Origin of the sequence: Dysgonomonas sp. Marseille-P4361, assembly GCF_900343125.1 — a bacterium.
Taxonomy (GTDB): Bacteria; Bacteroidota; Bacteroidia; order Bacteroidales; family Dysgonomonadaceae; genus Dysgonomonas.
Map to the genome: position 1 here is coordinate 89365 of NZ_OPYL01000010.1, position 13355 is coordinate 102719.

The 13355-nt window shown below is 36.3% G+C and carries 16 protein-coding genes and 1 tRNA gene; 12 read left to right on the forward strand and 5 right to left on the reverse strand.

The features are described 5' to 3' along the window. The first annotated feature begins 198 nt into the window (after positions 1–198). The 4 genes from DHU68_RS13765 to DHU68_RS14230 all read left to right on the forward strand — a co-directional run bounded on the left by DHU68_RS13765 (position 199) and on the right by DHU68_RS14230 (position 2159). Positions 199–1398, forward strand: a complete 1200-nt coding sequence (locus tag DHU68_RS13765; RefSeq protein WP_369831348.1) for a tyrosine-type recombinase/integrase — start codon at positions 199–201, stop codon at positions 1396–1398. 52 nt (positions 1399–1450) lie between these two features. Beyond that, complete coding sequence (locus tag DHU68_RS13770) at positions 1451–1663, forward strand: hypothetical protein (protein ID WP_108823581.1); 213 nt, start codon at positions 1451–1453, stop codon at positions 1661–1663. Between the two features lie 43 nt (positions 1664–1706). Beyond that, the gene (locus DHU68_RS13775; RefSeq protein WP_108823582.1) at positions 1707–1892 is read left to right on the forward strand and encodes a hypothetical protein; all 186 of its coding nucleotides are present in this window, start codon (positions 1707–1709) and stop codon (positions 1890–1892) included. Between the two features lie 99 nt (positions 1893–1991). After that, positions 1992–2159 carry a hypothetical protein gene (locus tag DHU68_RS14230; RefSeq protein ID WP_160111155.1) on the forward strand — a complete coding sequence of 56 codons (168 nt, stop codon included), beginning with the start codon at positions 1992–1994 and terminating at the stop codon, positions 2157–2159. Positions 2160–2403: 244 nt separating this feature from the next. Here DHU68_RS14230 and DHU68_RS13780 read toward each other — a convergent pair whose 3' ends face one another. Next, the gene (locus DHU68_RS13780) at positions 2404–3003 is read right to left on the reverse strand and encodes a hypothetical protein (protein WP_108823583.1); all 600 of its coding nucleotides are present in this window, start codon (positions 3001–3003) and stop codon (positions 2404–2406) included. 111 nt (positions 3004–3114) lie between these two features. Between DHU68_RS13780 and DHU68_RS13785 the strand changes: the two genes are divergently transcribed. From DHU68_RS13785 to DHU68_RS13805, 5 genes are all read left to right on the forward strand, one after another. After that, positions 3115–3432, forward strand: coding sequence for a hypothetical protein (locus DHU68_RS13785; protein ID WP_108823584.1), 318 nt, complete (start codon positions 3115–3117; stop codon positions 3430–3432). Continuing rightward, positions 3429–4076 (forward strand): hypothetical protein, encoded by a 648-nt coding sequence (locus DHU68_RS13790; RefSeq protein WP_108823585.1) that lies wholly within the window; start codon positions 3429–3431, stop codon positions 4074–4076. Before DHU68_RS13785 ends, DHU68_RS13790 begins: the two co-directional genes overlap by 4 nt. A gap of 6 nt (positions 4077–4082) precedes the next feature. Beyond that, a complete protein-coding gene (locus tag DHU68_RS13795) occupies positions 4083–4985 on the forward strand; it encodes a phage/plasmid primase, P4 family (protein ID WP_160111156.1) in 903 nt (300 codons plus the stop codon). A 54-nt stretch (positions 4986–5039) separates the two neighbouring features. Further along, the gene (locus tag DHU68_RS13800; RefSeq protein ID WP_108823587.1) at positions 5040–6062 is read left to right on the forward strand and encodes a BT4734/BF3469 family protein; all 1023 of its coding nucleotides are present in this window, start codon (positions 5040–5042) and stop codon (positions 6060–6062) included. A 151-nt stretch (positions 6063–6213) separates the two neighbouring features. Continuing rightward, positions 6214–6690 carry a hypothetical protein gene (locus DHU68_RS13805; RefSeq protein WP_108823588.1) on the forward strand — a complete coding sequence of 159 codons (477 nt, stop codon included), beginning with the start codon at positions 6214–6216 and terminating at the stop codon, positions 6688–6690. A gap of 308 nt (positions 6691–6998) precedes the next feature. Here DHU68_RS13805 and DHU68_RS13810 read toward each other — a convergent pair. Continuing rightward, positions 6999–7071, reverse strand: a tRNA-Lys gene (locus DHU68_RS13810). A 147-nt stretch (positions 7072–7218) separates the two neighbouring features. Between DHU68_RS13810 and queC the strand changes: the two genes are divergently transcribed. Both queC and queF read left to right on the forward strand, forming a co-directional pair. After that, positions 7219–7875 (forward strand): 7-cyano-7-deazaguanine synthase QueC, encoded by a 657-nt coding sequence (gene queC, locus DHU68_RS13815; protein ID WP_108823599.1) that lies wholly within the window; start codon positions 7219–7221, stop codon positions 7873–7875. Position 7876: 1 nt separating this feature from the next. Next, entirely contained in the window at positions 7877–8344 is a 468-nt protein-coding gene (gene queF / locus DHU68_RS13820) for a preQ(1) synthase (protein WP_108823589.1), read from the forward strand. Between the two features lie 2 nt (positions 8345–8346). Here queF and DHU68_RS13825 read toward each other — a convergent pair whose 3' ends face one another. Together DHU68_RS13825 and DHU68_RS13830 are read right to left on the reverse strand one after the other, a co-directional pair. Further along, a complete protein-coding gene (locus tag DHU68_RS13825; protein WP_108823590.1) occupies positions 8347–9720 on the reverse strand; it encodes an MATE family efflux transporter in 1374 nt (457 codons plus the stop codon). Next, complete coding sequence (locus DHU68_RS13830) at positions 9721–11034, reverse strand: YihY/virulence factor BrkB family protein (RefSeq protein WP_108823591.1); 1314 nt, start codon at positions 11032–11034, stop codon at positions 9721–9723. Positions 11035–11182: 148 nt separating this feature from the next. Between DHU68_RS13830 and DHU68_RS13835 the strand changes: the two genes are divergently transcribed. Beyond that, entirely contained in the window at positions 11183–11695 is a 513-nt protein-coding gene (locus tag DHU68_RS13835; protein ID WP_108823592.1) for a hypothetical protein, read from the forward strand. Between the two features lie 731 nt (positions 11696–12426). On the opposite strand, the gene DHU68_RS13840 is transcribed toward DHU68_RS13835, so the two are convergent. Then, entirely contained in the window at positions 12427–13122 is a 696-nt protein-coding gene (locus DHU68_RS13840; protein WP_108823593.1) for a S24 family peptidase, read from the reverse strand. Between the last annotated feature and the right edge of the window lie 233 nt (positions 13123–13355).

Consider the following 13355-nt stretch of genomic DNA (forward strand, 5'->3'; position numbering starts at 1 on the left):
ACCACTAGATCTTAAGTGTTTTTCATATCAAACATTCTTAAATAATTCTTATCAAACCCCTTCAAACATTCCTTTCTCGAAAATCCCAAACACGTCCGTTCAACTTATATATAACGTTTTTAAGGGATATATCGAATGTAATTTAAAAACAACATTCGTATGTATACCTATTCCAAAGACGGCGTAACGGTCGCCGCAATGATCGATACGCGCAAAGCCAATGCACAAGGGAAATATCCCGTTAAAATCAGAGTCAATCAGAAACGTGTAAGACAATATTATCCGACAGGCAAATCGCTGACACGTGAAGAGTGGGAGAAACTACCCACAGAACGATCAAGAGGAGCAAAATGCCTTCGAGAAGAAATCGAAAGCAGTTTCTATCTGGTCAAAGACAACGTTTCATCCCTGCTCGAAAGAGGCGAATTCTCTTTCCACCTGCTTGACACGCGGATGGGCAAATCAACGGGCGATACCCTGAACAATGCAATCCGTTCCAGAATTAAGTCCTTAGAAAAAGAAGAACGTATCGGCACGAAGCAGACCTATGAAGAAACCCTTCGCCAGCTGAATGAGTTTGCAGGAGACAACATCAGCTTCGATATGATAACACCGCAGTGGCTTAAACGCTGCGAAACCTTCTGGCTGTCCAAAGGCAGGGGATATACAACCATCGGCATACAGATGCGCAATATCCGTACCCTGATGAATGAGGCACGAAGCACAGGAGTGATCAAAGACAGCCAATACCCGTTCGGAAAGAACAAATACGAAATCAGGACGGGAGAATCCCAAAAGCGTGCCCTGAATTCCGAAGAAATGTCATTGCTCTGGAATTATTCGGATGGACTCGAAGCCTCTGCAAAGTATCATGACCTTTGGTTTTTTATCTACTTCTGCAATGGAATCAACGTAGCCGATCTTGTCCGTTTGAAATACTCTGATATCAGGGATGATGAAATCTGCTTTATCCGTCAGAAGACCGAGCGTACAACCAAGACAAGAAAAGCAATCAGTGTACCTCTGACGGAAGAGACAAAGGCAATCATTAAGAAATGGGGTAATAAGCCCGATCCCGATAATTACATCTTTCCCTATCTGAAAGGCAATGAAACAGCCATCGAACGCAAAAAGATCACGATGGAACTTACCCGCCGCATCAACAAGCGAATGAAAATGATTGCAGATGCAGTCGGTATCGGACGTGTGTCTGTTTCTACCTATACGGCAAGACATTCGTTTGCAACGACTTTGAAACGCAGCGGAGCGAATATCGCTTATATCAGTGAGAGCCTCGGTCATAGTGACCTGAAGACGACAGAACACTACCTTGCCAATTTCGAGAAGGATGAGCGTGTAAAGAATTCGCGTCTTTTATCCGGATTCATGCACAAATAAATGACTGTACGCTTATATATCTGCTTTTTCAGGGATATAATAACCGGTAACAATGAATAATAAGCGTATGAAAAGAACTGTTGAAGAAGTACTCAGGTCATTAAGCGAAGGAGAGTGTGATATGATACATAATTCTGCACCCTCATGGCAAGATATAGCAGAGATGATAAAGGCTCAGGTACATATCGTCTTCCCTGATATCGGATCCGAAGACGAGCCCAGGGCATTCAGAATACTTCTTGAACAGTACTGGCTTACCCATTGAGAATAAAATTACAGATATTATAAACCATTAAAACAAAAAAGACATGAAAGGATTCGCAGCATACGTTATGGGATGTATAGATGATGTAGAGCAGGAAATAGCACTGGATCTGTCACCCGCAAACATAAGCCGGGACGAACAGATAGAAAAAGAACTCTTCAACCTGCTGCCTGAAAAGGCTACGAAAGATACAAAAGAAGCAATACGAGAGCTACTCGAATGGCTCTAAGCAGAAGATATAGATTCTACCAGAGAGCGATCTTATGTCTACACCTACGATGACAAAAAATCCTATGCTCAATCATTAGGTATTCCATTCTATTGGATCATGGACGGAGAGAAAGCTGATTCTATCTTGCCTGTCGGAGCAAATAATACCAAGACCTTGGTGTATGATGGGATGACTTATAACTATACTTACGAATATGATTCAGAAGGCTATCCCCTGAAAGGCGTTGACGGCTTCGGTGACTCTATGGAATTTGTGTACGAATAAACCAATCAATATTATTAAGCTGAAAAAGAGACAGGATTTTCTGTCTCTTTTTTTGTCTATAAATTAATTTTAGACAGTTAAGTAAGTGAGTTAAGTTAGCCTATATTCTAATCTTATTTATATATGTGAATTTATAATAGACTATAAGACTCTTTTGTCCTTTTAAAAAGTTTATTAAAGTAGTTAACTTAACTCACTTACCTAACTATTTTTATCAAGGCGTAAGAAGATAATATTTTGTATTTTACAGATAAAAATATTCATCATCAGGGTTGAATTTACTATCCTTATCGTTTCTCAGCATATCGAAATAGCCTTCACCAAAGTCATCAAGCATAATATCAGGTAGTCCCGGAGGATTCTCTTTAAGACTGAAACCAAGCGTAAAAAAACTATCTCCCGCTTGTTTATGCATACCTTTACTCTCAATAACTTTACATTCAAATCCGTCTATTATTTTTATTTTGGAATATTTAGACTCCCATCCCAATGTAATAGTCTCTCCTATTTTATTTGAAATATCAACATCAATTGGGTAATAAACACCTGCAGATTTGATATTATTTAAAATCTTTTCATGCTGTTTCTTTTTGTACTCAGCCCAATTCTCATAACCTAAGATACTAACCAAATCATTTATAGTGTCCTCTCTCTTGTCAAATGTGTCTTTTTCTTTTTCATCAATATCTCTCAAAATACGATTCAGTTGGGAAACACTAACTACTACACCAGGCTGAGTCGCAATCTTTGAAGCTATATAATTGTTGTTTCTTCCCTCCAAGTTGAGTTTTTCTTTTATCTCGTTTACTAGAGTTTCCAATTCTGAGAAAGATAAGGATTCCATATGCTGATATTTAAGTGTTTTGTAAATGCTAAAAAGATGCTAAACCTATGCTAAAATAATGCATAAGGTTGGATTGTACTTTCGCCTTCGTAACAAAAATAAAAAAAAATTATGAAGACAAACTTAGGAAATTTATTCGAACAGATCGACAGAATCGTAGAGAAAGTCGAATTTATAGAAAGGCTTCTAAAAGTACAAATAAAATTGCCAAAAGAAGTCCCAAAGAATATGAGTTTAGAACAAGCACTTGAATTCTTATTGGAACAAGGCTATCCGATCAGTAAATCCCAGCTGTACAAGCTGACAGCTGACCGAAAGATACCTCACAGGAAGTTCGCAAACAGGCTTGTTTTTACTTCCAGAGAACTATTGCTCTGGTGCGACCATAATTCACAAGAAGTAATAATTAATAAAAAGAAAAAATCATGATAGAGAATATAAATTACACAAGAAAACTTACAATAGATTTACTTAGACGTGAGAGTTTTAAAAGTATTTTAGATAAAATGCAGGAACTTGATTACACACTTATATATCATAAAGAAAAACCTGAATTAATAGCTCATATACTGGATTTACGTGCCAAATTAGAGAAGGAGACAGATCAGAATGAGAAGCAGGATATTCGAGAAAGACTTAAGAGGTATGATCCGAATAATGCTTCAAAAAATGCAATATTAGCAGATGCCTTATTGGATGCTGCAGATTCGATAGGATTTAGTTTAGGGGCAGATGCCTCAGACCATTATGTTTACAATGGTTGTTATTGGAAACTTGTTCATAGAAATCTAATAAAGGAATTACTCCTTAATGCAGCTTTGAAAACAGGGTTAAAAGAGTACAGTGTTAAAGTGATAGGTCAAATTGAATCTTTGTTGTCTCAATTTCGTTATTCTTCTGCAATACCAGTTGTAGAATACGAAAAAAATCTGATAAAAATAAACCTGAAAAACGGAACTTTTGTGATTAAAGAGAATGATGAGCCTAGATTAGAAAAGTTCAGTAGCGACGATTTTTTTAAGTATCAGTTACCTTTCAATTATGATACAGAAGCCACAGCTCCTAAATTTTAGGCATTTTTGGATGAGGTTTTACCAGAGAAAGAATCTCAAATGATTTTAGCAGAATATATTGGATATGTGTTAACCAAAGGTCTTAAACTTGAGAAATGCTTAGTGCTTATTGGTCCCGGAGGAAATGGTAAATCCGTTGTTTTCGACATAATAAGTGCTTTGTTGGGAAGGGATAATATCTGTTCGTTCACATTGCAAAATCTCTGTAATGAAAGCGGTTATTTCAGGGCGTCAATGAAAGATAAACTTCTAAACTATTGCTCAGAACTTGGAAGTAAGGACTGTAGCCCAGATACTGTAAAACAACTAATTAGTAATGAACCAATAAGTGCCCGTCTCCCATATGGAGAGCCATATCAGATTGAAGATTACTGTAAATTTATGTTCAATACCAACTCTATGCCATCCGATGTAGAACAGACAAGAGCCTACTACAGACGTTTTATCATTCTTAATTTCGGAGTTGAAATACCAGAAGAGAAGCAAGACAAAAATCTTGCAAAAAAAATCATTCGGGAAGAGTTGAGTGGAATCTTCAACTGGGCTCTTGAAGGTCTTTACAGAATAAGAAAAAATGAACGATTTACAGAATCTCCAGAAGCTTCCCGGATGCTATCAGAAATGAAGAAAGAAACAGATTCTGTTGCGATGTTTATAGATGATGAAAACTATAAGCCGTCTGTTGATACGCGCGAAACATTTGCAGGTTTATATGATTGTTATAAAGCGCATTGCAAAGAGGGTGGATACAGAATCGTCTCAAAAAGAACTTTCTCAAAGCGTCTAAGAAATTTAGGATTTAAGATTAAACCAGGTTCTCAAAATATAACCTATGTTCACTGTGAAAGAGTAATAGACTTAAACGACGAAAGCACAGATGAAGTTGTAAAGCAAGCATTTAATCTGTAAAAATTAATAACATTGGGTAGCCCGGTCCGGGCTACCTCCTAAAACAATAAAATTATGTATAAAAACATCGAAATCTCGTATTTCTCAAATCATTCAAGGAGGTTCCCTGAAGGGAATATCAATCTATGGTGGTGGCTTTACTCCGATAAGAATTATCTGCCTTTAATAACAAAAATAAGGCAGTGCAAAGACAAGGAAGAACAACGGAAATTAAAGGCATCTTTACCTTGTGCGACGATATCCGGTATATTCTATAACAGAAATTCGGATGGATTAATGCAACATTCTGGGCTTATATGTATAGACATTGACGGGGCAGATAATCCGCACGTCACAAATATGGAAGATCTCAAAATAAAGCTCTCTGAATTGCCTTATATCTTGTATTGCGGTTTATCTGTTAGTGGAAAGGGACTTATGTGTATTATTCCGATTGAAGAACCGAAGTGCCACAGAAAACATTTTTTTGCACTTGAAAAAGAGTTTAAAGAATTGGAGATTAGTGTAGATGCTGCATGTAAAGATGTTACTCGTCTCAGATACAAATCTTACGATGAAAAACCGTATTTCAATCACAAAGCAACTTCTTATACCGATAAGCTGGACAGAACAGATATCAAAGAAAGTCCAAGACGAAAAACTGACAAAGATAATACAGCTATATCTTATTCTGTTGCAGATATAAGAATAAGCCGTAAACAGACTGACTTTATGGACGAAATGTCTTATATCGGGCAGCCCTTACCTGACTACAGTAATTATCCGATAATTTGTGAGAAACCTGATGATTATAAAAAACAACTTCTATTCCCTTATATAATGAAGGTTGTTGCATCTGAAGTTGATATAACCTATAAAAGATCAGATTGGATTCAAATTTGTGGAATTATTGCCCGCTATTTTGGCGAGAACGGGAGGATTCTCTTTCATCAGATAAGTCAATTCTACCGCAAAGGCAAATATTTTTATACGCAGCAAGAATGCAATGATCTCTATGATGGTATGTTAAACAACAAATACAATTATAACACTGACAGATTCTTCGAAATTCTGGATAAATACAATATCAAATTATAAACAGTTAAGTAAGTGAGTTAAGTTAAGCTATTTTATAAAACATTTTTTTCTATTCTTATAAAATATATCTTTAATAGAAAAAGACTTTAATTTATTTATTAAAAGGATGTTAACTTAACTCACTTGCCTCATTATTAAAACTCAGTATCAGATGAAAAAAGATGAACAAAAAAAGCTTTTATCAATTAGCTACTATATAAAAACAATAATCAAGGCGCAGGAATATTACGAGTTACGTAATTTGTATAATTCATACTTGGCATTTGCAAAAGACTTGAACTATTCGACTATGAATTATAAAGAGTATTCAGTCTACCTGGAAAAAATCAAATGTCCGATGGAGAGGGTAAATGATAAGGTTTTCGTATATCTGGCCGAAAATCCTTCGGTTGTGAATAAATATCTGGCTAGTATCGGTGCTAAAGTTTCAGAAAAGGAGAGAACCTCTGTCGATATTTTGTTCGATTCCTATAAAAAAATCTGTAATGAAAATAAATATGATTCAGGGAGTCGGACATTTTTCCGTAAAAAACTCGAAATGATCGGTTTCAAGGTGGAGCGGACAAATGGGTTTTGGACCGTATTCTTGATTAGTATATTCCCAACAGTTGAAGAACAAAAATTATAGAATGGAGGTTTTGCACACAAATAACACACAAAGCTGAAAATATTATCGAAATGCTAAATATGCACACCGGGCATCAATCTCTCAGAATTGCATATTCGAAGGAGAAACAAGAACGATCTCTAAATATGCAATTTACAGTGATTTAACTCGTTTTTCTGAGGAAATTACAAAATGACTAATAATGAACGTAACGTATTGGTTATGATGTCTTTATGTGGTAGTTTTGACAAAAATGATAGCGTGTGCAAAACGTGTGCAACTAAAAAGAAGAAGCAGTTACATGTGTATGTAACTGCTTGATTCTGAGGTGACCTCGGAGGGGCTCGAACCCTCGACCCACTGATTAAGAGTCAGTTGCTCTACCAACTGAGCTACGAAGTCTTGATGGTGATGCAAAAGTATCACTTTTATTTTTTTTAGAAAAATAAATCAGGGCTAAAGTCCGAAAAAAAGTAATAAATTTGCATCCGAAAGGATAACACCTGTTCCGTGTATCTTAGGAATAACCACGTAAAAAACAAAGATAAAATGTTTAAAAACGAACCAGCATTGGTCTTGTTCTCTGGAGGACAGGACTCTACAACTTGCCTTTATTGGGCTAAAAAATACTTTTCATCAGTTCGCACACTCTGTTTTACATACGGACAGCGTCACTCTCAAGAGATTGATGTCGCTCGTGCCATTGCTGAGAAAGCAGATGTACCTTTTCAACTGCTAGATGCTTCTATCATCAGTCAACTATCAGTCAATTCCTTGACCAGCGATATTGTAATGGATCAGGAGAAGCCAGCGGACTCATACCCCAATACATTTGTACCGGGTAGAAATCTGCTTTTCCTAACATTTGCTGCTGTAATAGCACGCTCGCACGGTATTCGTCATATCATTACTGGAGTGTCGGAAGCAGATTATAGTGGTTATCCGGATTGTAGAGATACGTTTATTCTCTCGGCAAATGCTTCTATCAATCTGGCTATGGATGAACATTTCAAGATACATACACCATTGATGTGGCGTGATAAGACTGCCGTATGGCAACTGTCTGATGAATTGGGCGTATTTGATATTGTGCGAAACGAAACATTGACCTGTTACAATGGCGTGATGGCTGATGGTTGTGGTCATTGCCCATCATGTAAATTGCGTAGAGAAGGATTAGAAAACTATTTAAAGATTAGAAAATAAAATGTCAATAGAAGGATTAAGCCTTTTGGGCGAAAAAACAGAATATAAAGACGACTATGCTCCCGAAGTATTGGAAGCATTCGAAAACAAGCATCAAGGAAACGATTATTGGGTAACTTTCAACTGCCCTGAGTTTACAAGTCTATGTCCCATTACAGGACAGCCTGACTTTGCTACTATTCATATCAATTATATCCCCGATGTGAGAATGGTAGAGAGTAAAAGCTTGAAACTATATATGTTTAGTTTTCGCAATCATGGCGCATTTCATGAAGACTGTATCAACATTATTATGAAAGACTTGATAAAGTTGATGGATCCTAAATATATCGAAGTAGTCGGCATTTTCACTCCTCGTGGGGGTATTAGTATCTATCCGTATGCTAATTATGGACGTGCAAACACGAAATACGAAAAGTTGGCTGAGGAACGTATGATGAGACACAATCCTCAACAAATTTATAAGTAAGATTACCCTACCTTTGGCCTTTTCTTTTTAACTCGTTTGTAAACGACATAAAACCAAAGAGGTAGGATCGTTCCTTTCAGAATGGTGGATATAGCAATAGCCCACCAAACACCGGTGATTCCCATCTGACCGGCTAAGTAATAAGCTAAAGGAATACGCAGGGCATTGAATGTGATGCTAATAACAGCAGGCTCTATTGTTCTGCCTATTCCGTTAAACATTCCCTGAGTAGTAAGCTCCAGCATCATAAACACTTGTACCAATCCCATTACAAACAAGTACTGGGCTCCGGCTTTCATCGCATTTTCTTCGGGTACTATTATTCCGAAGATCTCGGCTCCGAAAAAGATGAAGCAAATGCTGACAAATATCCCGAGCAATAGCATTACCCTGATGGTATAGAGATAGGCTTTTTTGCCTCGTTCTATCTTATTTGCTGCATAATTTTGTGCTACAAAAGCACTGAGAGCCGTAGAAAAACCTTGCGAGGTATTCCATGTCACAGCCTCTATTTGTCCGCCTGTGGTTTGCGCCATCAATCCCAAATGTCCTCCATGTATAGAAGCCACTCGTGCCAGATTCATATTGATGATGGCATACAGAGAGTTCATTACAGAAACGGGAGTTCCAAGAAAGAATACTCTTTTCAGGTAAATTGCTTTTGGCCATATAAAAAAAGAGAAATTTCCTAAGATACGACTGCCGAATTTAATTTGGTAAAAGAATAAAACGAACACAAATAATTGCGCCACAACTGTGCCAATAGCAGCTCCATGTAACCCCATGTCCATGCCGAACATAAGTATAGGGTCGAGTATCATATTCAGTATCAGTCCTGCTGCATTATTTCTGAACGGGACAATACTTCTTCCGGCTCCGTTGTATATTCCCGTAAAGTTGTAGGATAAGAACTGAAATGGAAGACTTATCGTCAATATTCGCAGGTATAATGCAGCATCGGCTGTGATATCCGCTTCTAGTCTGAAAAAAGATAAGATAGGATATGCAAATATGAATAGTATAGAAACCCACAGTACTGCAAGGATAATAGATACCGTAGTAGAGTGGGAGGCATATATAGCCGCACGCTTCATCTCTTTGGCTCCTATCGATTGACCGACAGCTACTTCCGAACCAATCATAGCTAGATAAGCTACAGATGAAGTTAGCCACAGTATCATTCCTATTGCCCCAATTGCCGCCTCCGATTTAGTTGCTATTTCGGGATCGGATACAGAGCCAAGTCTGCCTACCCACGACATCGCCATCAGAGTATATGCCATTTGCAGGAAACTTGTTCCCATCAAGGGAAGAGCAAGACGAAGCAGGGTGGAAAATATTTTTCCTTCCGTAAGGTTTTGAACACCTGATTTCATTTAAATATCTTTCAATAATTTGGGGTTTGAAGAAGAGATTTCCTTGACTTCAAGAATAGTATCCCACTCGTCTTTGAACTCAAGTTTAGTATCTATTGCAAAATCTTCCGAGCCGGTCTTATTCATCTTGTCGAATAAGTAGCCGACACTAATCTGGTTTATATCTATTGCCGGAATGTAAGCCGGTATCAGCGCATCTTCGGTTGGTGTTTCCACTATCAGTCCAATTTGCTGAAGATAGAATAGTGTGTCACCCGTCAATTTTGTAGGAATTTTGTAATGTTCCGACAGTTCATCGGCAGTATATGGCGTTTCCCCCGTTTCGAAACGTTTTACGATCAATGTCATTATCAGCAGAGTGATAAAGTCTTTGTATCTACGGCTAATATTCGAAGTCTCGTGTTCGAAGTTATATTTATGTACGTTCTGATAAGCGAAAGATAATTGTACCCCAAACAAGATAAAGAACCAAGTGAGCTGCAACCATAAAAGTAGCAACGGTAATGCAGCGAAACTACCATAAATGGCATTGTATTTCGACACCCATATCTGCCCGCTTATATAGAGCATCTGGAAAACCTGAAAACATACTCCGGCAAAAATGCCGCCAAGTAACGCACTCATAAATTTTACCTTTGTATTTGGGATATATATGAACAGAATAGTGAAAAGTAATATGGTAAGAACAAACGGAATAACCTTCATTATTGGGGTCATTACTAGTCCCAGCAGATATTGCTGTTCGACCGTAGAGCTTAACAATATATTTATACCAAACAGACAGATAAGAAATACAGGAGTAATGATAATCAGAGCCAAATAGTCGGTAAACATTCGGTAATAAGTTCTTCCTTTTTTTACCTGCCATATCTTGTTAAAGTTATACTCTATACTAGACAGTAGATTGATCACTGTATATAAGAGGAGGACAATACCAATTCCGACAAATACACCATTCTGAGCATATTCGATGGAACGGTCTACTATTTCCATTGCCTTATTCAAGATCTCTTGCTGACCTTCAAAGTAGTCGGTGAGTTCTTTCTTTAGCAACTCCTTAAAGCCAAAACCGGATGCAATAGCTAACAGTATTGCTAACGTGGGAACTATTGATAATAGAGTGCTGTAGGTGAGGGCAGATGCTCTAGGAAAAAGCTGTTGTCCGTCAATATTTCGGATGGCGAGTATAAAAGCTTTGACGATATTGTAAAAGCCTATCTTTTTTGCCGAGCCGTCTTTTTTGCTGACACGCCAAATGTCATAGGTCAAAAATCGGATAAGTTTGGTAACGAATGCTTTTATCTTTTCTATCATCGGTATATCTTTTTACCTAAAAATATTGAACAAAGATAGTTTGTTCTTTTTAAGAAAACGTATTTAGTCTCCACTTTGTTTAGAACGTAGGAGAGTTGATAAGCATAGAATCTTTATATTTGGGAAAGAATAAACTTAAAGAAAGACTATGAAAGAATTCAAATTTTGGGCGAATACCATTCCTTTGAAATATTATTATCCTATTGCTATTCTCTTTTTTCTGTTACTATTTTATCTTACATTTTTAGCACAGGATTATTTCAAAGCAAACTTCTTGTATATAATGATCTTTGTTTTTGTCTATATAATTTTGTCTTTGGTCATTTCAGTGAAGAGGGTTAAAGTGTTAATAACAGAAGAAAATAGAATTTCCATTTTTATGAATGGAGAAGAAAAGTACGAATCGTCAGTGGATGAATTGAAATATATAAAGGGTGTAGATGTTGCAAAAATAAATGTTCAGGCTCCTCTGATTATGCAGTTTTCTGAGAAGAAATTTACTTTTAATATTTTTGAGGTAAAAGGAATCCCAAGATTAAATAATCAAATCAAACTATTAAGATATATGGTTGATCGGTTCTCTTTTGAAAAAGGAGGCAGAAAGGGAAATATATCTTATACTAGCTATACTTACTCCAATCCCAATTATAAGGGATACTAAGAATCTCTTTATAGGTACTGTCAGTGTTTTTTGCAATATGCTATTGACCTCACTCAGCCGTATCATCAGGTAAATAAATGTTGGAATAATCCCATATTATTCATAGAATTGTCGGGTAAGCGTTTAGATACTTACAAGAGTAGGGTATAAAGAATAAAAAGCGCAAAATTTTTCGCATTAAAAATGCTCGCAAATCGTTTATATATAAGCATTTCAAGTGAAAAAGGACACATTTTTATTTTAAAATGAATTGTACATTTTATGTGGATTGCATGGTGATTGCAATATGGAAAGGGGTGCTAAATGCACCCTTTTTTGTTGACCACACCCTAAATACAGCTAAAAACGGCTTACATTATACTAAAACAGCGATTTAATAACCATTTAAACCGGATATAAAAGCCAATTAAACGGCATTTATATCATCGTTTGATGTGTTCTTGAAAATCATACCAAAAAGTGCGTGGATGTACTAAAGGGTGAACAGAGGGTGAACAAAATATGATATAGAAATATATTCAGTATTGACCAATAAAGATTGAAAATGTATCAAAGTAAGGTTGTTTTGCTTTGAGTTAAGACCTTTAATCTTAAACGATACGCACGGGATAAACAGCATAAAGTATTTATAATCAGCTGTCAGTGGTCTTAATATGTCTTTTTCTACTTAAATAACTGTGTGCGTTATCTTGTTTTGGTTCATTTTGCAAAAAAATATCAAAATTGTGCTGTTATTGCATTGTGTTGTATCTAATATTTGCTTTTACTAACGCTATCGTCAGGATGGATGAAATTGGAATATCTAATGGTGGGTAATGATCATTGTATGATACAAGTTTCACAAATCCTTCCTTTTCTGATTTATTCACATACTTGACAACCACATATTCATCACCATCAATTTCATAAGCTAATATATGAATATCACCTAAATGTAAATAGTCTAAATTGTGAACTTCTTTAAATATAATAATATCCCCTGACTTCATAAGGGGGTACATACTATCACCAGTTAGGAACATTGCACCATCGACTTTGGATAGATTAGGAATACGCAATGTGTCAATTATATTTTGTTTCCCTCCTGCAAAAAGTGTTTTTAATCCTGCTGCTGCATTAATATCATATAATGGTATGTCTTGTTTATTATATTTCTTTTCGTAGGGTTTTAGGTGATATATTGCAGGTGTATCATCAACTAAGCTAGTTCCCTTTAGCATATCACCATTTCCAGTCAAAAGCCACTCGACATTATATTGGTGATAATTTTCAACTATACTTTGTAGCCATTTACTTTGAATATCTGTATTCTTTGCTAATGCTCTCGAAAGCACACCTTTACTAGCACCAATATTCTTTTCTAATGCCGTTATAGATATACCTTCATTTTCAGCAATTTGCATTACTCTATTTAAAATTCCACTCATTTCAACCGGAAATTATCGTCGTTTTATTTTGAAAGTTGATAATTTTCAACTTTCTTTGTCTTGAAGTTGGAAACAAATATATAAATATAGAAAAAGAATTCCTTACTAACCTGAGTTCGATTAATAAAAAGCAAGTTGATTTGTCTTTTCCGTGTAGTATTTGATCGAAGGTTTCTTAGGGAGGAAACTGTATGCAGCAATAGCGGCGATCATGTTTGTCAGGAAGTTTGCAA